A 21281-nucleotide genomic window follows, 5' to 3' on the forward strand; every position below is an offset into this window, starting at 1 on the left:
GTGACCTCGGCCGCACCGAAGCCGCCTGCGTCGCCGAGTGGTCGATCCCGTTCACGAAGTCCCAGTTGGGACTCGCTCGATGGGCACGTTTGCGACCACTCGCCGAACCGGGGGGCCTGCGGTGCCGAGCCGCCGCCGCGTGTTCAGCGCAGAGCTTCCTCGCGGAACTCGCCGGGAAAATCCACCGCCGGACCGTTGTGTACCTCACCTCTGCGGAGTTCGACCCGTCGGATCTTGCCCGAGATCGTCTTGGGTAGATCGGTGAACTGCAGACGCCGGACCCGCTTGTATCCAGCCAGGTGTGTGCGCGAATACTCAAAGATCTCGCGCGCCGTTTCCTCGTTGGGCTCCCAGCCTCCCGCGAGGACGACGAACGCCTTGGGCACGCTCAACCGCACCGGATCGGGTGAGGGAACGACCGCGGCCTCGGCGACCGCCGGATGCTCGAGGAGAACCGACTCCAACTCGAACGGCGAGATCCGGTAGTCGGAGGACTTGAACACATCGTCGGTGCGGCCGACGTAGGTGATGTAGCCGTCCGCGTCCCGCGAACCCACATCACCGGTGTGATAGAAGCCGTCTTCGTAGGCGGCGGCCGTGCGCTCGGGGTCACCGTGGTATCCGACCATCAGGCCGAGCGGTCGGGGATCCAGTCGCAGGCAGATCTCGCCCTCCGCACCGTCGCCGGCGACCTCCTCCCCGGTGGCCGGGTCGACCAGGGCCACGTCGAAGCCCGGGCAGGGGCGCCCCATTGAGCCGTCCTTGATGGGCTGGCCCGGGGTGTTGGCGATCTGCACGGTGGTCTCGGTCTGACCGAAGCCGTCGCGGATCGTCACGCCCCACGCGTCACGAACCCGGCCGATGACCTCGGGGTTGAGCGGTTCCCCGGCGCCCACGGCAAGCCGGGGCGGGACTCGAAGCTGGGTGAGGTCGGCCTGGATGAGCATCCGCCAGACCGTCGGCGGGCAGCACAGGCTCGTCACGCCGCACCGGTCCATTTCGCGCATCATCGCCGTCGCGTCGAAGCGTGAGTAGTTGTAGATGAACACGCACGAGCCGGCGATCCACGGCGTGAAGACATTCGACCAGGCGTGCTTGGCCCAGCCGGGGGAGGAGACGTTGAGGTGGACGTCACCGGGCTGCAGGCCGATCCAGTACATGGTCGACAGGTGACCGGCAGGGTAGGAGGCGTGGGTGTGCTCGACGAGCTTGGGCTTGCTGGTGGTGCCGGAGGTGAAGTACAGCAGCAGGGTGTCGTCGGCGTGGGTGGTGTGGCTGGGTTCGAAGTCAGCTGATGCGTCCATCGCGGCCGCGAGGTCGGTCCACCCCTCGGGTGCGCCACCCGCCGAGATGCGCTGGTAATCCCCGGAAATGTCAGTGAACCGCTCGGCGAGCTCGTCGCGGGCGATGACATGCTTGATCCCGCCGCGCGCGATGCGATCCCGCAGATCGCCCTCTGCCAGCAGGGTGGTGGCGGGAATGACCACCGCGCCGAGTTTGATCGCCGCCAGCATCACGTCCCACAGTTCGACCTGGTTGGCGAGCATGAGCAGGATTCGGTCGCCGGGTTCGACACCTCGCTCGCGCAGCCAGTTCGCGGTGCGGTCCGAGCGGATCCGCATCTCATCGAACGAGTATTTCGCCTCGGTCGGGGCGCCGCCGCCGTCGTGCTCCTCGACGATCCACAATGCGGGGTCGTCGTTCCCCTCTGCCTGCACGTCGAACCAGTTCAGCGCCCAGTTCCACTCGTCGAGTTCGGGCCACGCGAAGCCGTTCCGCGCGGCGTCGTAGTCCTGCGCGTGCGCTTGGAGGAAGTCGCGGGAGGCGCGGAACCGGGCGGTGGCCTCGGTGGGCAGCGGGGACATGAAAGCTCCGTTCGACGAGCCTGGGGGTGAGTCAGCTCACAGTATGGCCCGCTTCGGAGGTGGCGGTACACCCGAAAGGGGAGGGTCACGGGCTGGTCGGGGCGCGCCCCTGGATTACTAGGAGTTGCAAGTATAGGGTGATGAGCATCACGGGACAGGGGTGTGCGGGCCGCAGTGCCCGCCGCCCCACTGAGGAAGGGACGTCCATGTCGGATCTCAGGCAGGTCGAGCACTACATCAACGGCGCGCGGGTCGCGGCCACCGGGGGGCGCACCCAGGAGGTGCTCAACCCCAGCACCGGCAAGCCACAGGCGGTCGTACCGCTGGCCACTACGGCCGAGGTCGATGACGTCATCGCCAAGGCTGCCGCCGCGCAGAAGGCGTGGGCTGCGCAGAACCCGCAGAAGCGTGCTCGCGTGCTCATGCGTTTCGTGGATCTGGTCAACCAGAACATGGACGAGCTGGCCGAGCTGCTGGCGATCGAGCACGGCAAGACCACCCCGGACGCCAAGGGTGACATCCAGCGCGGCCTCGAGGTAGTGGAATTCGCGATCGGTATCCCGCACCTGCTCAAGGGCGAGTTCACCGAGAATGCCGGCACGGGCGTGGACGTCTACTCCATGCGGCAGCCGCTCGGCGTGGTCGCCGGGATCACCCCGTTCAACTTCCCCGCGATGATCCCGCTGTGGAAGGCCGGACCGGCCATCGCCTGCGGTAACGCCTTCGTTCTCAAGCCCTCCGAGCGGGACCCCTCCGTGCCCGTGCGCCTGGCCGAGTTGTTCACCGAGGCGGGCCTGCCGGACGGCATCTTCCAGGTCGTGCACGGCGACAAGGAGGCAGTGGACGCGATACTGAACAACGACACGATCCAGGCCGTCGGCTTTGTCGGTTCCACCCCGATCGCGCAGTACATCTACGAGAACGCCGCCCGCACGGGCAAGCGCGCCCAGTGCTTCGGCGGCGCCAAGAACCACGCGATCATTATGCCGGACGCCGACATGGACCAGGTCGCGGACGCCCTGGTCGGAGCCGGTTTCGGCTCCGCCGGCGAGCGCTGCATGGCCATCTCGGTAGCCGTCCCGGTCGGCGAGGGCACGGCCGAGGCGCTCCTCGAGAAGCTGCTGCCCAAGGTCAAGGCGCTCAAGGTCGGCCACAGCCACGATCCGCAGTCCGACTACGGCCCGCTGGTAACCCCCGAGTCCAAGGCCCGGGTCCTCGACTACATCGAGCAGGGTGAGAAGGCCGGTGCGGAACTCCTCGTCGACGGTCGCGGCGTGGGTGCCTACACCGGCGAGTTCAACGGGGAGGACATCTCCGGGGGCTACTACGTCGGGCCGACGCTCATGGACAAGGTCACCCCGGACATGAGCGTCTACACCGACGAGATCTTCGGCCCCGTCCTCGTGGTTGTCCACGCCAAGGACTTCGAGGAGGCCCTCAGCTTGCCGAACGACCACGAGTACGGCAACGGCGTGGCCATCTTCACGCGCGACGGCGACGCCGCCCGCGAGTTCGTCTCCCGCGTCGAGGTCGGCATGGTCGGCGTCAACGTGCCGATCCCGGTCCCGATCGCGTACCACACCTTCGGTGGCTGGAAGAAGTCCGGATTCGGAGATCTCAACCAGCACGGCCCGGAGTCGATCAAGTTCTACTCCAAGGTCAAGACCGTCACACAGCGCTGGCCGTCGGGCATCAAGGATGGCGCCGAGTTCGTCATCCCCACGATGGACTGACCGGCTCGCCCCCAGGAGAGGAACCCATGTTCACCCTTGATGACGACGACAAGGTCATCGTCGACGCCGCACGCGACTTCTCGGATAAGCGGATCGGTCCCATGGCGCAGGAGTGGGACGAGACCCACCACTTCCCCAAGGACGTCCTCCGCGAGGCCGCCGGGATGGGCATGGGCGCGATCTATGTCTCCGAGGACGTCGGGGGCAGCGGGATGCGTCGCCTGGACGGTGTGCGGATCTTTGAGCAGCTCGCCCGCGGGTGCCCGTCGGTGGCGGCCTACCTGTCGATCCACAACATGTGCGTGTGGATGATCGACGAGTTCGGCACCGACGAGCAGCGCCAGCAGTGGATCCCCGAGTTGGCCTCGCTCGACAAGTTCGCGAGCTACTGCCTCACCGAGCCGGGCGCCGGGTCGGACGCCGCGGCGCTGCGCACCAAGGCTGTCCGCGACGGCGACCATTACGTGCTCACCGGCACCAAGCAGTTCATCTCCGGGGGCGGCCAGTCAGACGTCTATCTGGTGATGGCCCGGACCGGGGACGCCGGACCCAAGGGGATCTCGGCGTTCCTGGTCCCTGCGGACTCCGACGGGCTGAGTTTCGGCCCGGACGAACGGAAGATGGGATGGAACGCCCAGCCCACGGCGCAGGTGATCATGGAGGGCGTCCGGGTGCCGGCCGCCAACCTCATCGGCGGAGCGGACACCGGCGGGGAGGGCCTGGGCTTCACCATCGCGATGCGGGGGCTCAACGGCGGGCGCATCAACATCGCCGCGTGCTCGCTGGGCGGGGCACAGGAAGCGTATTCGCGGGCGGTGGCGCACGTGCGGGACCGCGAGGCATTCGGCGGTGCGCTCATCGACGAGCCGACAATCCGGTTCACTCTGGCAGAGATGGCCACGGAGCTGGAGGCCAGTCGGCTCCTGTTGTGGAGGGCGGCCGCGGCGTTGGACGCCAAGGAGCCGGACCACGTCGAACTGTGCGCCATGGCCAAGCTCTTTGTCACCGACCGGTGCTTCGACATCGCCGACCGGGCGCTGCAGCTGTTCGGCGGCTATGGGTATCTATCCGAATACGGAATCGAGAAGATCGTGCGGGATCTGAGGGTGCACCGCATCCTTGAGGGTACGAACGAGATTATGCGCGTTGTCGTCGGCAGGGCCGTCGCCGCGCGCGGACTGGGAGCGTAGAGGTGTCGAACGAAGTGCTTACTGTCGCTTTTCTCGGTCTCGGCAACATGGGCGGGCCCATGGCCGCCAACCTGGTCGGCGCCGGGCACGAGGTCCGCGGGTTCGATCCCGTGCCGGCCGCGCAGGAGTCCGCGCGCGCGGCGGGTGTCAGCGTGTGTGACACGCCGGCCGAGGCGGTCCACGGGGCCTCGGTTGTCATCACGATGCTGCCCAACGGGGCCCTGGTGCATTCGACCTATGACGACGTCCTGGGTGAGGCCGGAACGGGCACACTGTTCATCGACTCGTCCACCATCTCCGTCGACGACGCCCGCGCGGTACACGCAAAGGCTGTGGAGGCGGGGATGGTGCAGGTGGACGCACCGGTCTCCGGAGGCGTCAAGGGCGCGACCGCCGGCACACTCGCGTTCATGGTCGGCGGCGAGGACGAGGCGTTCGCCGCCGCGCAGCCGGTCCTCGAGCCGATGGCCGGCAAGGTCATCCACTGCGGTGCGGCGGGCGCTGGCCAGGCCGCCAAGGTCTGCAACAACATGGTGCTCGCCGTCCACCAGATCGCGATCGGCGAGGCCTTCGTCCTGGCCGAGCGATTGGGGCTGGAACACCAGGCGCTGTATGACGTCGTCACCGGCGCGACCGGAAACAGCTGGGCGCTGCATACCAATTGTCCCGTGCCCGGCCCGGTGCCCACGTCGCCGGCGAACAACGACTTCGCTCCCGGCTTCGCGACGGCTCTCATGAACAAGGACCTCGGGCTCGCCCTGGCGGCCCTGGAGAGCACGGGCACGGTCGCGCCACTGGGTGCGGCGGCGGCCGCCCTGTACGACGAGTTCGCACAGGAGAACGGCGCCAAGGACTTCAGTGCGATCATCACCAGCATCCGCGACTCCGCGCGGGGCTGACCGCCGCCACTCTCGGGAGTCGACCATGCCCATCCTTCGACCCAGTGATTCGGACGCCGTCCTCGGCGCCCTGCGCCGCGCGCGACAGGAGTCCGGTCTGCCGATCGTGTTCGCGGGGCAGGTGGACGGGGAGACCGCGAAGCTCACCCGCTTCATCGGTGTCCGCACAACCTCCATGCAGGGCCTGGCTGTGGCCAAGGGGCGTGGGCTCGGGGGACACGTCATGGCCTCCGGACGCCCCGCCACGGTCCGCGACTACGAGGACTGCTCGAACATCACGCGTGACTACGCCGACGCTGTGGGTCAGGAGGGCCTGCGGGCCATCATCTCGGTGCCGGTGATGGTCTCAGGTGTCGCCCGGACGGTTCTGTACGGGTCGGCGCGGGTGGCTACGCAGTTCGGCGACCATGTCGCCAGGACTTTCGGCTCGGTCGCCTCGGATCTGGCTTCCGAGTTCCACATCAGGGATGAGGTCGACCGCCGGCTGCGGATGGCAGACCTCGCCGCCGCCGAGCACTCGGTCGGCTTCGAGGTGGCGGACCGGGAGCAGCTCCGGGTCCTGCACGGCGAGCTGCGGGCCATCGCCGCCGAAATGGGCGATCCCGCACTGAGGGAGCGACTGCTGGCGGCAGGCTCGCAGCTGGCGGGCGTCGGGCGGGCCCCCGACGTCGGCGATCTCCCGGCGTCAGCCAAGTCGGTGCTCTCTCCTCGGGAGATCGACGTACTGGCGCAGGTTGCTCTTGGCTGCTCCAACGCCGAGGTGGGGGCGCGATTGTCGCTCTCTCCCGAGACGATCAAGGCGTACCTACGCAATATCGGCACCAAGCTCGGGACCCATTCGCGGATGGAATCGGTCGCTCACGCCCGGCTCCTCGGAGTCCTGCCCTGAGCCGACCCGCGTAGGAAACCGAAACGGGCGCCCCGTGCTCCGCCCCAGTGGCGGGAGCTGGGGCGCCCGTCTCTTTTGCGGGTAAACGGGACCTGGATGTGGCACGGATCACCTTCCATCCACTTTCGGGTGTATCGGGTGTGGCGACAATCACATACCTTCATGACTGATCGACGTACCTGCGTCGGGAGATAACGACCACGCCGGCGAACACCTGCTCGGCGCCCCTTCATAACACTGGAGTTGTCTTGACAGCCACAAACCTCCCGGCGGGTGATTCGGCACCACTGTCGCCGAACCTCCCCCCGGTCCCGCAGAAGACCTCACTCGCGAAGGTCGCCGCCGCGTCCTCGATCGGCACGACCATCGAGTGGTACGACTTCTTCATCTACGGCACCGCGGCCGCACTGGTTTTCCCGACCCTGTTCTTCCCGGGTCAGGATCCGGCCGCGGCGACGCTGTCGTCGTTCGCGACCTTCGCCGTGGCGTTCTTCGCCCGTCCGGTCGGCGCGGGCGTGTTCGGACACTTCGGTGACCGGATCGGCCGTAAGCGCGCGCTGGTCTGGACGCTGATGATCATGGGCGTCGCCACGGTGTTCATCGGACTCCTCCCGGGCTACGAAACCGGCGCGTTCGGGGCATTCGAGAACGGCATCGGCATCATGGCGCCGATCCTGCTCGTCGCGTGCCGCTTCTTCCAGGGCTTCGCCGTGGGTGGTGAGTGGGCGGGCGCGACTCTGCTCACCGCCGAGTACGCGCCCGTGGGCAAGCGCGGGATGATGGGAATGTGGCCGCAGCTCGGAGTCGCCTTCGCGTTCTTCCTCTCCTCCGGAACCTTCCTGCTGTTCTCGTTGATCGCCGGTGACGGTGCGGACGTCAACAGCCCGTTCATGCAGTACGGCTGGCGTATCCCGTTCCTGCTTTCCGCCGTGCTCGTCCTGGTCGGACTGTGGATCCGTATCTCCATCGAGGAGACTCCCGTCTTCAAGCAGGACCAGGCTCGCACGGAGACCGGGGCCGTGGTCAAGAGAACCCTGCCCTTCGCTGATGCCGTTCGGCACCAATGGAGGGAGATCCTCATCGCCGGAGGCGCCCTCACCTCGTTGTTCTCCCTGTTCTACATGGGCACCTCGTTCCTGACGAACTACGCCACCAAGAACCTCGACCATTCACGCCCGTTCGTCCTCGGCATGGGCATGGTCGCCGCCCTGGTCTTCGGCTGTGCAATCGCCGTCTCGGCCATGTACTCGGACCGGATCGGTCGGAAGAAGGTCATCGGCACCTCGGTCGCGCTGGCCATGGTCTGGGCCCTGTTCGTGTTCCCGATCCTGGATACCGGGTCGCCGATAGCCTTCGCGGTGGTCCTCCTGGTCACCCTGATCATCTTCGGCATCGCCTACGGTCCGGCCGGTGCCCTGCTTCCCGAGCTGTTCCAGGCCCGGTACCGCTACACCGGTGCCGGCCTCGGCTACAACCTCGCCGGCATCCTCGGTGGCGCACTTCCGCCTCTCGCCGCCGCCGCGATGGTCGCCGCGGGCAACACGCTCGGGGTCGGGATCATGCTCTCGATACTGTCCGCCATGTCCATGCTGTGTGTGGTGGCCATGACCGAGTCGAGCAAGAACGTGATGCACGCCGATGCGGAGATCACCCAGGACCGCGCCCTCGCCACCGAGGTGCCGTGACCCGCACCTGCGGCCACCGCGGACCGAGGTCCTGACGGGATCCGCCCTCAGAGCAGCCGCGCCCGGCCCCACCCGAGAGGGGGCCGGGCGCGGTGCTGTGTCGAGTCACGCGAGCATCCACGACGCCGCCGCGTCGCTGACCTGCGGCGCTGGAGGGGCGCCCCGTCAGAAATCTCCAGCGGACCGGCGCAGCGACGCGATGGCCTCGATGAGCGCCACCTGCTCGTCCTGTTCCATCCCCGGATCGGCGAACACGCCGGTGTTGAGCGCGGTGGTCGCCTCGGCAACCACTCGGCGGCCCTCGGCGGTGATCTCCACCAGCGTCGTTCGACCGTCAGTCGGGTGCGGCCGGCGCTCCACGAGGCCCGCGTCCAGCAGGCGCTTCATGGCGCTGGTGACGCTGGTGACGTGCACCTGGAGACGCTCGGAGGCCTTGGTGATCGGCAATGCGCCAGAGCGCGAGAAAGCCAACAGTCGCAGCAGCTCGTAGCGGGGAAAGGACAGGTTCCACGGGCGCAGGGTCTCCTCGACCCTGGCCAGAAGGATCTGGTGGGCCCGCATCACGGAGGTCACCACCGTCATCCCCTGGGCGGCGTCGATCCAGCCCTCGCGCTCCCAGTTGGCGCGCGCCTGGTCGATGCGATCTGGGATCGGGGCGGTCCTGGGGGGCAAGGCTCACTCCTGGATGGCAGGACGGGGACGGTGCGGTGAGTCTATCCGCCCGCCCCGCACTCACCCGCTAGACCTGCGGGATCGCCGGGCTCACCACATGAGGGGTACCCGCGTGTTCGCGAGGCGTGGTTACGTGGGTCCTGACGATAAGCTCCGGATCATGAGCAACGCCGTCCACCATTCGGGAACCGCGTACGACCCGTCACGAATCCGCCACCCGCATTTCCAGGGCCTGGTCACCGACGCGACGTCCGCGGTCTCCCGGATTGCCAACGGAGACACCGTGGCGATCAGCGGGTTCGCCAGCGCCGGCACCCCAAAGGCGTTCGCCGCGGCGCTCGCGGAGCGGATCCGCACGGTGCGAGCGCGCGGCGGCAACTTCAGCGTCAACCTTCTCACCGGGGCGTCCGTGGCCAACGAGACCGAAGCGGCCCTCGCCGAGGTCGACGGCATCGCGCTTCGTATGCCGTACCAGAGCGAGCCCACGGCACGTCGCGCGATCAACGCTGGCCGTATGGATTACGTCGATATCCACCTGTCGCACGTCGCCCAGCAGGTGTGGGAGGGGTACTACGGGAACGTGGACGTCGCCGTGGTCGAGGTGGCGGCCATAACCGACGACGGCAAGCTGGTGCCGTCGATGTCCGTGGGCAACAACAAGACGTGGCTCGAGGTCGCTGACAAGGTGATCCTCGAGGTGAACTCATGGGTCCCGCTCGGTGTGGAGGGTATGCACGACGTCTATTACGGCACCGCGCTGCCTCCTGATCGACGTCCGATCATGCTCACCCGTCCGGATGACCGGATCGGACAGTTCCACCTGGAGGTGGACCCGGCCAAGGTCATCGCCGTGGTCCCGACCTCCGCGAAAGACTCCGAGAGTGCACTCACTGCACCGGATATTGTCAGCGAGGCCATCGCTGGTCACGTGGTTGAATTTTTCGAGCACGAGGTCGCGCGCGGCCGGATGCCCGCGGGTAGCCTCCTCCCGCTGCAGGCGGGGATCGGGAACGTCGCCAACGCGGTGCTCGCCGGTCTCGCGGCAGGGCCTTTCTCGGACCTCACCTGCTACTCGGAGGTCATCCAGGACTCCATGCTCGGGCTTATCCGCGAGGGTAAGGTCTCGCACGCCTCGGCGACCGCGCTCGCCCTGTCACGGGCGGGGCTTGAGGAGTTGGTCGACAACTTCGATCTGTACCGGGAGCACATCACGCTGCGTCCGCAGGAGATCAGCAACCACCCCGAAATCGTGCGGCGGCTCGGAATCATCGGGATGAACGGCATGCTCGAGGCCGACGTGTACGGAAACGTCAATTCCACCCACGTGGGAGGGACTCGGATCATGAACGGCATCGGAGGATCAGGCGACTTCACCCGCAACGGGTACGTGTCGATGTTCCTCAGCCCGTCCACCGCGAAGAACGGTTCGGTGTCGGCGATCGTGCCGATGGTCCCGCACGTCGACCACACCGAGCACGACGTCCAGGTGATCGTCACCGAGCACGGACTCGCCGACTTGCGCGGCCTCAGCCCGCGCAAGCGGGCGCGTCTCATCGTCGGTCACTGCGCCGATCCCGCCTATCGGCCCCTCTTGCACGACTACCTCGACCGGGCCGAGGCACGTCCCGACGCAGGCAACACTCCGCATATCCTCGAGGACGCCTTCTCCTTCCACACGCGTCTCGCCGCGACGGGGAGCATGCTGGGGTAGGCGCCCACCCCTGATCGACAAGGAGTCCGAGGACTGATGACGAGCACACAGAGTCCCCTGCGTATCGGCAACGTCTCGGCATCGCGGGCCGACCGCGCCACGGCGACGGCCGAGTTCCTCGCTGCGGCGGCTCTGGACGTCCTCGCGCTCGACATGCTGTCTGACGAGGCGATGCTCGAGCTCGCCGAGCAGCGTGCGGCCGGCGGACCTGGCTACGAGGGTGCGGCGCTGGTCCAGATCGGTGAGTGCCTCGACACGCTCGGAGCCGGGGGAGTGCGGATCGTCACCAACGCCGGCGCCCTCGACCCCGAGGGGCTTGCTGCGGAACTGCGTGAATCGGCCAGGGCGGCGGGCATGGATCTCGCCGTGGCCTGCGTTGACTCCGGCGACGTCACGGACCGGGCAGTCGAACTGGGGCTCGGGGAGGCCGACGTCGCGACGGTGCGTCACGGTGCATTCGGCATCTCAAGGGCGCTGGCGGCCGGCGCCGTCGTCGTCGTCACCGGGCGTGTTAGTCGCGAGGCGCTCGTCGTCGGCGCCGCAGCAGCCCACCACGGCTGGACGCCGTCCGCACTAGACGCCCTGGCCGGATCTGTCGCAGTGGGGCACGTGATCTCCGGTGGCCCCGGCGCGACCGGCGTCGTGGACTCCACTACCGACGTCACCCGCACCACCGATCCGGTCACCGGCGGGTACCCCATCGCCGAGATCTCCGACGACGGGTGCGCGGTCATCACACGGCATCCGTCGGCCTTCGGATCGGTCACGGTCGGGACCGTCACCGATCAGCTCCTCGATGGTGTCGCCGGGGTGCGGTACGCGGCCCCGGACGTGGTCCTCCGGCTCGACTCACTCCGGTTGGCGCAGGAGGGCACGGACCGGGTCCGCATCAGCGGCGCACGCGGTGAGGCGGCGCCCCCCGTCGTCGCGGTGGTCGCCATGACCCGGGGGACGCCGGACGAGGGGAGCCCCGCCCGGGTCGCCCGGCCCCTGGCCCAGGAGGACGCGGGCCACTCGGTCGTTTTGCCCGACGGCACACGCGTCGCGGTCCCAGTCCCCGCGGAGACCGCTCCCATCGGGTCGGGACAGTTGCCCTCCCCGTGGGCCCCTGGCTCGGTTCCGGGCGGGGAGCCCGTGACCGCGGTGCTGGGTTCGGTGGCGAGCGTGCGCCGCGGGGTCATCGGCCGCGGGGTCAACATCGCGGTGTGGACGTGGGACGACTCGGCATTCGCCTGGCTGGTCGGGGAGCTCACCGTTGAGCGGTTCCGTGAGTTGATCCCGGCGCTGGACGGCATGGACGTCCGTCGGTACCTGTTGCCCAATCTCCGAGCGGTCAACCTCGTCGCCCGGCCGCCGCGGGGCGAGGTGTTGCGCCCTGGGCTCGGGGCCGACCTCGCCGCCGCCCACCTGGAAATCCCCGGCGAGCTGCTCGAGGTCGGTCCCTAGTTCCGACCCCGGTCAGTGCATCGCGCGTAGCTCGACCTTGCGGATCTTGCCCGTGGCGGTGCGGGGGATGGCGTCGACCACCACGACGTCTCGCGGCCGGTGCGAGTGCGAGAGCCGTTCGGCGCCGAACTCCATCACGGAGGCCTTGAGGTGTTCCTCTGCTGGCGCTCCCTCGGCGGGCACCACCACCGCGATCACGAGTTCGCCCCACTTGGGATCGGGGCGCCCTACGCACGCGACCTCCGCGACGTGTGGGTGATCGAGCAGCACCTGCTCCACGTGCAGTGAGGAAACGTTCTCGCCGCCGGACTTCACGATGTCCTTTACCCGGTCCGCGAACCACACCACCCCTTCCGGATCAATCCGGCCCAGGTCCCCGGAGTGCAGGTGCCCGCCCGCGAAAACCCCGGCGTTGGCCTCCGGGTTGTTCCAGTAGCCCTCCATCACGGTCGGGCCGCGGTAGGCGATCTCGCCGTCGGTGTCGGGCGGCAGCAGTTCGTCCCCGCCGGGTTCGCAGATGCGGTTCTCGGCGACGGGGGTGGGGTAACCCCATGAGTCGGGTTTAGTGGAGCCCAGTTCCGGCCATTGCATGACGGTCGCCGGGGTGCATTCGCTCATCCCGGAGCCCAGGACGATCTTCGCGTCGGGCATCGCGGTCTCGAGTCGGCGGCGCACCTGCTCCGGCATCTGCGCCATCGCGTAGAGGGCCACCTCGACCGACGACAGATCGAGGCCCCGGTCGGCCCCCTCGGCGAGGGCCTCGAGCATGAGGGGCAGCGCGACCAGGTGGGTGGCGCGGACCCGCGCCACGGTGTCGACGTACGTCACCGGCTCGAATCCGGGGAGCAGGTGCACCGTGGCGCCCATGGTGATCCCGGGGACCAATACGCCGTTGAGCGCGGCGGTGTGGAACAGGGGGAGGGGGAGCACTGTGATCGAGGCCTGCGCCCCCCACGCCAGGCCGAAGACCGCGCCGTTGGACAGGCCGGCCATCGTCACCGCGAGGTGCGAAGTGAGCACGCCCTTGGGGCGTGACGTGGTGCCGGAGGAGTACAGGCACTGAACGATCTGGCGGTCGGCGATCACCGTGTCCGGGTTGGAGTCGTCCCCGGCGAGCAGGTCGTCCCAGCCGAGCACGGCGGGACCGCCGGCGGGTGCCTCCAGGCTATCGGGGACGCCCCCGATGACGACGACGGTGCGGATCGCGGGAATGGCGGCCACCGCCCCCATCACCAATTCCGCGAGTGAGCCGTGAACCACGAGGATGCGGGTTCCGGAGTCGGTGAGGGCATGCGTGATGTTGTCCAGCCCGGACAAGAGATTGATGGGCAGTGAGACCATCCCTGCCTTGGCCGTCCCGAAGTAGGTGGCGACGAACTCACGACAGTTCGTCGACAGGATCGCGACCGGCTCCTCCTCCTCGATCCCGTGCGCGACCAGCCCGTGGGCGAACCGGTTGGCGATCGCCTCGAGTTCGGCGTATGTCCACGATCCAGTGTCATCGCTGACGGCGGTCCGGCCCGAGAAGGTTGCTGCCGCGCGTGTGGGGATGTCGCCCACCGAGCAGCGGCGGGCCAGGGCGTGGTCGACGGGATCGATCCCGGTCAGATCTAGTCGCACGGTGTCTCCAGAAGCGTCGGGTGTCCCACGCCGGGAGTGACGGGGATCACCAACATTCACACTGCCAGGGGCCACCCAATAAAGCAAGCATTCATGCTTGCTTTATTTCGGCAGGGGTGGGATTGTTCTCGTCATGACCAACTCCCAGCCCTCCGCGACGGAGGACCCTCATGCGGCCCTCGTGGCGCTGAATGCCCGAGTGGACGAACTCGTCGAGACCGCGGGTGCCGATCGTTGGAACACTGGTACCCCGGCCGAGGGCTGGGACGTCGCCATGCAGATCGCCCACCTGGCCTGGACGGACGAGGTGTCCCTCACCGCCATCCGCGACGCCGGAGCATTCCAGGCTGTTGTCGAGAAGGCCATGGAGGACCCCACCGGCTTCGTCGACGTGGGTGCCGCTGAGATCGCAGCCACCGGTCGCGAGGAGGTCCTGGCCCGCTGGCGCCTGGCCCGCGGTGAACTCGGCGATGCGCTCAAGGCGGCCGACCCGGGGGAGAAGATCCCATGGTTCGGTCCGCCCATGCGCCCCGGATCGATGGCCGCCGCACGAATCATGGAGACCTGGGCCCATGGATTCGACGTGGCGGACGGACTCGGCGTCTCCGTGAGCTCTGACCCGGCCTTCGTCGGAGCTCTGCCCCACGTGGCCAAGCTCGGGTTCAAGACCCGTGCCTTCTCGTACGCCATGAACGGGCTCGAGGCCCCCACGTCCGAGATCCACGTCGCCCTCACCCGAGATGACGGCACCGTCATCGAATTCGGGCCCGCAGACGCCCAGCAGCGGGTCACCGGCCCGCTTCTCGACTTCTGCCTCCTGGTCACCCAGCGCATCCACCGCGACGACACCGCTCTCGAGGCGCAGGGCGAGGACGCATCCCACTGGCTCGACATCGCCCAGGCCTTCGCCGGGGTCGCCGGAGACGGCCGCGAGAAGGGAACACGAGCATGACCGTGAACAGCACCCCACTGCGGGTCGGAAATATGTCCGGCTTCTACGGCGACCGCATCTCCGCCATGCGCGAGATGCTTGAGGGTGGCGAGTTGGATGTGCTCACCGGGGACTACCTGGCAGAGCTGACCATGCTGATCCTCGGTCGCGACCGGATGAAGAGCCCCGAACTCGGCTACGCCAAGACGTTTCTCCGCCAGCTCGAGGACTGTCTCGGGCTGGCGCTCGAGAAGAAGGTCAAGATCGTCGCCAACGCCGGCGGCCTCAACCCTGCCGGACTGGCCGACGCGATCCGCGAACTCGGCGCGAGGCACGGGCTGGAGCCGAAGGTCGCGCACGTCGAGGGGGACGACCTGATCGACAGGGTCGACGAACTCGACATTCCGGCCGATGCCGGTCTCCCCGTGACCGCCAACGCCTACCTCGGTGCGTTCGGCATCGCCCGCTGCCTGGACGCGGGCGCCGACATCGTCGTCACCGGGCGGGTCACCGACGCCTCGGTGATCGTCGGGCCCGCCATCAGCCACTTCGGCTGGGGGCGCGACGACCTCGACGCACTCGCCGGCGCCACCGCTGCCGGGCACATCATCGAGTGTGGAACACAGGCCACAGGCGGCAACTACGCGTTCTTCAACCGTGGCGAGATCGCCGACCCCGTCACCCCGGGTTTCCCGATCGCGGAAATCTCCGCCGACGGCACCTCGGTCATCACCAAACACCCCGGGACCGGCGGCGCCGTCACGGTAGGCACTGTCACCTCTCAGTTGCTCTATGAAGTCACCGGCGCCCGCTATGGCGGACCCGATGTCGTCACCCGCCTTGACACCGCCCGCGTCGAGCAGGAGGGGCCGGACCGGGTCCGGGTCTCCGGCGTCCGCGGCGAGACCGCACCGCCCACCACCAAGGTGTCCGTCACGTGCCTCGGTGGCCATCGCAACGAGATCACCTTCCTGCTCACGGGTCTGGACATCGAGGACAAGGCCGCGTTGGTCGAGCGCCAGTTCCGCGCCGGTCTGGAACGCGAACCAGCCGAGCTGCAGTTCCGTCTCCAGCGAACCGACCACCCCGACGCTGACACCCAGGCCGCCGCCACCGCGATGCTCACCATCGTCGGCTGGGACACGGACAAGGACATCGTGGGCCGCGCGTTCTCGGATGCAGCCGTCGCCATGACCCTCTCCAGCTACCCGGGCGCCACCCCCAGCGGCCCGCCCGGACGCGGCGCGCCCTACGGCGTCTACATCCCCGCCTACCTCTCACAGGAGACCGTGCCGCACATCGCCGTGCTGCCCGACGGCACCCGGGTGGACATCGACCCCCCGGTGGCGATGGCGGAGATGGGCGACGGGCACGCCTCCGACGGTCTCGACGCAGAGGGCGAAGCGTTGCCGGAGTTCACCCCGGTGACCGGACCTGCCACTCGTCGCCCCCTGGGTGACGTCCTCGGGGCGCGCTCCGGAGACAAGGGAGACACCGCCAACATCGGGTTGTGGGCCGGCGACGCCGAGGCCTACTCCTGGATGCGCGACACCCTCACCGTCGACGAACTCCGCCGCCTCCTGCCCGAGACGGCGGATCTGCCTATCGAGCGCTATGAACTTCCCAAACTGGGCGCGGTCAACTTCGTGATCGACGGACTGCTGGGCAAGGGTGTGGCCCACGGGTATCGCTGGGACCCGCAAGCCAAGGGGCTGGCGGAGTGGCTCCGCTCCCGCGTCGTCGACATCCCCGACCGCATCACGGCCCCCGTCCCGCCAGCACCGGACCGGGCGAAGGAGGACCTGTGACCATCCCTCGCAGTACGGCCCCCGCCATCCCCCCGCACGTACCGGGCGATCCTTGGTACTCCGAAGAGCGTCTCGCGCTGCGTGAGACCGCCACCCGCTTCGCCGAGCGCGACATCCTGCCCTACCTGGACGAGTGGGAGGCCGCGGGCGCGATTCCGCGCGAACTGCACCGCAAGGCCGGCGAGCTGGGCCTGCTCGGGGTCCCGTTCTCCGAAGAGGTCGGCGGTGGTGGCGGCAACGCGATCGACTCACTGGTGGTGTGCGAGGCCCTGCACGAGGCCGGGGTGTCCGGCGGCGTGTTTGCATCGCTGTTCACCTGCGGCATCGCCGTTCCGCACCTGGCGCAGTCGGGTACGCGGGAGCAGATCGACCGCTGGGTCAGGCCCACCCTCGCCGGTGAGATGATCGGCTCCCTGGCCATCACCGAGCCCGGTGGGGGATCGGACGTCGGGCACCTGATCACCACCGCTCGGCGCGACGGGGACCACTTCGTGGTCAACGGCGCCAAAACGTACATCACCTCCGCGACCCGCGCCGACTTCGTCGTCACCGCGGTCCGCACCGGTGGAGACGACCTCAAGGGCGCCGCCGGGGTCAGCCTCCTGGTGATCCCGACCGACACCCCCGGCTTCCACGTCTCGGCCCCGCTGGACAAGCTCGGCTGGCGCGCATCGGACACCGCTGAACTCACGTTCACCGACTGTCGCGTGCCGGTGGAGAACATCGTCGGCGCGGAGAACGACGGATTCGCCCAGATCGCGATCGGCTTCGTCAGCGAACGTGCGGCGCTGGCCTGCCAGGGGTACTCCCACGCTCAGCGCTGCCTCGACATCACCCTGGACTGGGTGCGCGAGCGTGAGACCTTCGGCCAACCACTGCTGTCGCGGCAGGCGGTGCAGAACACGGTCACCGAGATGGCCCGTCGAATCGACCTCGCCCGTACCTACACGCACCATTGCGTGAACCTGGCAGTGTCGGGGCACGACGCGATCGCCGAGGTCTGCTTTGCCAAGAACACGGCCGTCGAATGCGCTGAATGGGTTGCCAACCAGGCGGTTCAGCTCTTCGGCGGGCTCGGCTTCATGGCCGAATCGGAAGTGAGCCGCCAGTACCGCGATGTCAGACTCCTGGGCATCGGCGGAGGCACCACCGAAATCCTGACCACCCTCGCCGGACGACGTTTGGGGTACACCGCATGACCATCCTGCGTTCCACGCTCGACACCACCAGCCCAGAGTTCAGCGCCGCGAGAGAGGCGATGGAGGGCAAGCTCGACCAACTCGCCGCGGACCTCGAACCGGCGCTGGCCGGCGGCGGCGAGCGCAAAGTCGCCCGCCACCGCGACCGCGGCAAGTTCACCGCCCGGATGCGGATCGACATGATCCTCGATCGCGAGTCCCCGTTCCTCGAGCTATGCGCACTCGCCGCCTGGGGGTCAGACTTCCAGACCGGCGCCTCCGTGGTGGCCGGGATCGGCGTCGTCGAGGGCGTCGAGTGCCTGCTCATCGCCAACGACCCCACGGTCAAGGGCGGCACGTCCAACCCGTGGACCCTGCGCAAGATCCTCCGGCTCAACGACGTCGCCATGAAGAACCGGCTCCCGGTCATCAGCCTCGTCGAGTCCGGTGGCGCAGATCTGCCCACGCAGAAGGAGGTGTTCGTCCCCGGTGGCGCGCTCTTCCGCGACCTCACCCGACTGTCCAAGGCCGGCATCCCCACCATCGCCGTGGTCTACGGAAACTCCACCGCCGGCGGCGCCTACGTACCGGGCATGAGCGACCACGTGGTGATGATCGAGGAGCGCTCCAAGGTGTTCCTCGCCGGCCCGCCGCTGGTCAAGGCGGCCACCGGAGAGATCGCCGACGAGGAGACTCTCGGCGGTGCCGACATGCACGCCCGGGTCTCCGGGCTCGCCGACTACCTCGCAGTTGACGAGGCCGATGCCGCCCGCGTCGCGCGCGGCATCGTGCGCCGACTCAACTGGTCCAAGAAGGGGCGTGCCCCCCGCGCCGAGGTCCTCGAACCGCTCTACGACGACGAGGAGCTGCTCGGCATCGTCCCGGAGGACCTCAAGATCCCCTTCGACCCGCGCGAGATCATCGCCCGGATCGTCGACGGTTCCGACTTCGACGAGTTCAAGCCCCTCTACGGGGCGAGCCTCGTCACCGGATGGGCCGAGATCCACGGCTACCCGGTGGGGATCATCGCCAACGCCCGCGGCGTGCTCTTCAGCGAGGAGGCGCAGAAAGCCACCCAGTTCATCGAGTTGGCCAACCGGTACAACACTCCACTGCTGTTCATGCACAACACCACCGGCTACATGGTCGGCTCGGAATACGAGCGAGGTGGGATCATCAAGCACGGCGCGATGATGATCAACGCCGTCTCGAACTCCGAAGTCCCACACCTGTCGCTCATCACCGCGGCCTCGTACGGCGCTGGCCACTACGGCATGTGTGGCCGGGCGTTCGATCCACGGTTCCTTTATTCGTGGCCCAGTGCCAAGTCTGCTGTCATGGGCGCGCAGCAGCTCGCCGACGTCGTGACCTCCGTCGCCGCCGCGGCCTCCGCCGCCCGCGGCCAGGAGATGGACGCCGAGACCATCGATGGTCTCAAGAGCGCAATCGCCGACCAGATTGAGAAGGAGTCACTGCCGGCGTTCCTGTCGGGAATGCTCTATGACGACGGCGTCATCGATCCCCGCGACACCCGGACGGTGCTGGGCCTCAGCCTGTCCGCGATCCACTCCGGAGAAGTCGCCGGAACCGACCGCTTCGGCGTCTTCCGGATGTGAGGAACGAAACCATGAACGCACCACTCACTTCAGTACTGGTGGCCAACCGCGGCGAGATCGCCCGGCGTGTCCACCACACCGCCCGCACGCTCGGCATGACCACGGTCGCCGTTTTCTCGGACGCCGACGCGAACGCCCCGCACGCCCGCGAGGCTGATGCCGCCGTTCGTCTCCCGGGAAACACGCCCGCGGAGACCTACCTGCGTGGTGATCTCGTGATCGAGGCCGCCCTCGCCGCCGGCGCCGACGCCATCCATCCCGGATACGGTTTCCTGTCCGAGAACGCCATGTTCGCCCGTGACGTGATCGCTGCAGGCCTGACGTGGGTCGGCCCGCCGGTCACCGCGATTGAGGCCATGGGCTCGAAAATCGAGGCCAAGAAGATGATGGCCGCGGCGGGTGTGCCGATGCTCACCGACCTCGAACCCGCCGACGTCACCGAGGACATGCTCCCGGTCCTGGTCAAAGCCTCCGCAGGTGGCGGCGGTCGCGGCATGCGCGTGGTCCGGACCGTGGACTCGCTGTATGACGAGATCGACCGGGCCAAGCGTGAGGCCAAGTCTGCCTTCGGCGACGACGCGGTCTTCTGCGAGCGCTACCTCGAGCGGGGCCGGCACATCGAGGTCCAGATCATGGCGGACTCCCACGGCACCGTGTGGGCGGTGGGGGAGCGGGAGTGTTCCATCCAGCGCCGCCACCAGAAAGTCATTGAGGAGGCGCCCAGCCCGCTCGTCGAGCGGACCCCGGGGATGCGCGAGGCGCTCTACACGGCGGCCCGCGACGCCGCCGCAGCCATCGGGTACACCGGCGCCGGCACCGTTGAGTTCCTGGCCACCGACGACGGCGAGTTCTTCTTCCTCGAGATGAACACCCGCCTCCAGGTCGAACACCCGGTCACGGAGGCCACGACCGGTCTCGATCTGGTGGCCCTGCAGTTCGACGTGGCCGCGGGCCTTCCGCTCCCTTCGGCGGAGCCGCCTGCTGCCCACGGATGGTCCGTCGAGGCCCGCCTCTACGCCGAGGACCCGGCGAAGGACTACACGCCGGGTTCGGGCACCCTCTGGGCGCTCGACATCCCCGGGGTCTCGTCCCGCTTCGAAGGGCCGCACCGCCCGGGGATCCGGCTGGACAGCGGCGTCGAACCGGGTCCCGACGGCGCGCTCATCGGGGTGCACTACGACCCGATGCTCGCCAAGGTCATCTCGTACGGCCGCACCCGCGCGGAAGCATGCGCCTCCCTCGCGGGCGCCCTGGACCGTGCCCGGATCCACGGCCTGGTCACCAACCGCGCCCAACTCGTCCGCGTACTGCGCCACCCCGAGTTCATCGCCGGGAACCTGTCCACCGCGTTCCTCGACGATCACGGCTCCGACGCGCTCGCTGCACCGCTGGCAGACGATGAGGCGGTGAGGATCTCGGCATTCGCCGCAGCCCTGGCGTCCGGGGTCGCCGGACACACCGCGGGGCCGGTGGCACTCGCTCCGGCCGGATTCCGCAACGTCGGCCGGACGTTGCAGACGCGCACCTTCCGCCACGGTGAGGACGAGTTCGAGGTGGCCTACACCCGTGGCCGCTCCGGGCCCAGCCCCCACGGCGACTTGTCCGAGTCAGTCATCGTCGAAGACGTGGGTACCGACTCTGCGGTTTTGGAGGTGAGGGGGGTTCGCCGGGGATTCACCGTCTCGCGCTACGAAACCCCAGGCGCGGACACCATCGTGGAGGTCGACTCACCCCTCGGGCCCGTCTCGTTGATCGAGCCGCCGCGGTATACCGACCCTTCCGCGGAGGTCGCTGCGGGATCGCTGCTGGCGCCCATGCCGGGCGCTGTCATCCGCGTCGCGGTCTCCGTCGGCGACACCGTCACCGCCGGCCAGCCGCTGCTGTGGATGGAGGCCATGAAGATGGAACACACCATCTCGGCCGCCGTCGACGGAGTCGTCACCGAGCTCCCGGTCGAGGTCGGCACCCAGGTCGAGTCGGGGACGATCCTCGCCGTCGTCTCGGACACAGACACCCCCACCGAACAGGAATGATCACG

The 21281-nt window shown here is 68.4% G+C and carries 15 protein-coding genes; 12 read left to right on the top strand and 3 right to left on the bottom strand.

Annotated features, from left to right (window positions below):
• Positions 1-143: 143 nt before the first annotated feature.
• Positions 144-1865, bottom strand: a complete 1722-nt coding sequence (locus FQ137_RS07270) for an AMP-binding protein (RefSeq protein WP_149291799.1) — start codon at positions 1863-1865, stop codon at positions 144-146.
• 206 nt (positions 1866-2071) lie between these two features.
• On the opposite strand from FQ137_RS07270, the gene FQ137_RS07275 reads away from it, so the two are divergent.
• The 5 genes from FQ137_RS07275 to FQ137_RS07295 all read left to right on the top strand — a co-directional run bounded on the left by FQ137_RS07275 (position 2072) and on the right by FQ137_RS07295 (position 8261).
• Positions 2072-3598 carry a CoA-acylating methylmalonate-semialdehyde dehydrogenase gene (locus FQ137_RS07275; protein WP_149291800.1) on the top strand — a complete coding sequence of 509 codons (1527 nt, stop codon included), beginning with the start codon at positions 2072-2074 and terminating at the stop codon, positions 3596-3598.
• Positions 3599-3624: 26 nt separating this feature from the next.
• The gene (locus tag FQ137_RS07280) at positions 3625-4788 is read left to right on the top strand and encodes an acyl-CoA dehydrogenase family protein (protein WP_149291801.1); all 1164 of its coding nucleotides are present in this window, start codon (positions 3625-3627) and stop codon (positions 4786-4788) included.
• A 14-nt stretch (positions 4789-4802) separates the two neighbouring features.
• The gene (gene mmsB / locus FQ137_RS07285; RefSeq protein WP_149292704.1) at positions 4803-5687 is read left to right on the top strand and encodes a 3-hydroxyisobutyrate dehydrogenase; all 885 of its coding nucleotides are present in this window, start codon (positions 4803-4805) and stop codon (positions 5685-5687) included.
• Between the two features lie 25 nt (positions 5688-5712).
• Positions 5713-6576: a LuxR C-terminal-related transcriptional regulator gene (locus tag FQ137_RS07290; RefSeq protein WP_149291802.1), complete on the top strand. Its 864-nt coding sequence runs from the start codon at positions 5713-5715 to the stop codon at positions 6574-6576.
• A 248-nt stretch (positions 6577-6824) separates the two neighbouring features.
• Complete coding sequence (locus FQ137_RS07295) at positions 6825-8261, top strand: MFS transporter (RefSeq protein ID WP_149291803.1); 1437 nt, start codon at positions 6825-6827, stop codon at positions 8259-8261.
• 165 nt (positions 8262-8426) lie between these two features.
• Here the strand turns inward: FQ137_RS07295 and FQ137_RS07300 are convergent, their stop codons facing one another.
• The gene (locus FQ137_RS07300) at positions 8427-8933 is read right to left on the bottom strand and encodes a MarR family winged helix-turn-helix transcriptional regulator (protein ID WP_149291804.1); all 507 of its coding nucleotides are present in this window, start codon (positions 8931-8933) and stop codon (positions 8427-8429) included.
• A 160-nt stretch (positions 8934-9093) separates the two neighbouring features.
• Here FQ137_RS07300 and FQ137_RS07305 point away from each other — a divergent pair, with 160 nt between their 5' ends.
• Both FQ137_RS07305 and FQ137_RS07310 read left to right on the top strand, forming a co-directional pair.
• Positions 9094-10644 carry a succinate CoA transferase gene (locus tag FQ137_RS07305; protein WP_149291805.1) on the top strand — a complete coding sequence of 517 codons (1551 nt, stop codon included), beginning with the start codon at positions 9094-9096 and terminating at the stop codon, positions 10642-10644.
• A 36-nt stretch (positions 10645-10680) separates the two neighbouring features.
• The gene (locus tag FQ137_RS07310) at positions 10681-12090 is read left to right on the top strand and encodes an acyclic terpene utilization AtuA family protein (protein WP_149291806.1); all 1410 of its coding nucleotides are present in this window, start codon (positions 10681-10683) and stop codon (positions 12088-12090) included.
• A 12-nt stretch (positions 12091-12102) separates the two neighbouring features.
• On the opposite strand, the gene FQ137_RS07315 is transcribed toward FQ137_RS07310, so the two are convergent.
• Complete coding sequence (locus tag FQ137_RS07315) at positions 12103-13710, bottom strand: class I adenylate-forming enzyme family protein (protein WP_149291807.1); 1608 nt, start codon at positions 13708-13710, stop codon at positions 12103-12105.
• Between the two features lie 133 nt (positions 13711-13843).
• Between FQ137_RS07315 and FQ137_RS07320 the strand changes: the two genes are divergently transcribed.
• Genes FQ137_RS07320 through FQ137_RS07340 form a run of 5 tightly spaced genes read left to right on the top strand, consistent with a single transcriptional unit; the run spans position 13844 to position 21276 of the window.
• Positions 13844-14662, top strand: coding sequence for a TIGR03084 family metal-binding protein (locus FQ137_RS07320; RefSeq protein WP_149291808.1), 819 nt, complete (start codon positions 13844-13846; stop codon positions 14660-14662).
• Positions 14659-16449 carry an acyclic terpene utilization AtuA family protein gene (locus FQ137_RS07325; protein ID WP_149291809.1) on the top strand — a complete coding sequence of 597 codons (1791 nt, stop codon included), beginning with the start codon at positions 14659-14661 and terminating at the stop codon, positions 16447-16449. The genes FQ137_RS07320 and FQ137_RS07325 overlap by 4 nt, the downstream gene beginning before the upstream one ends.
• Positions 16446-17648: an acyl-CoA dehydrogenase family protein gene (locus FQ137_RS07330; RefSeq protein ID WP_188064826.1), complete on the top strand. Its 1203-nt coding sequence runs from the start codon at positions 16446-16448 to the stop codon at positions 17646-17648. Before FQ137_RS07325 ends, FQ137_RS07330 begins: the two co-directional genes overlap by 4 nt.
• The gene (locus FQ137_RS07335) at positions 17645-19243 is read left to right on the top strand and encodes an acyl-CoA carboxylase subunit beta (RefSeq protein WP_149291810.1); all 1599 of its coding nucleotides are present in this window, start codon (positions 17645-17647) and stop codon (positions 19241-19243) included. Before FQ137_RS07330 ends, FQ137_RS07335 begins: the two co-directional genes overlap by 4 nt.
• 11 nt (positions 19244-19254) lie before the next feature.
• The gene (locus FQ137_RS07340; RefSeq protein ID WP_149291811.1) at positions 19255-21276 is read left to right on the top strand and encodes a biotin carboxylase N-terminal domain-containing protein; all 2022 of its coding nucleotides are present in this window, start codon (positions 19255-19257) and stop codon (positions 21274-21276) included.
• Positions 21277-21281 lie beyond the last annotated feature (5 nt).

The sequence above is a fragment of the Dietzia sp. ANT_WB102 genome (assembly GCF_008369165.1).
In the GTDB taxonomy this organism is placed as follows: domain Bacteria; phylum Actinomycetota; class Actinomycetes; order Mycobacteriales; family Mycobacteriaceae; genus Dietzia.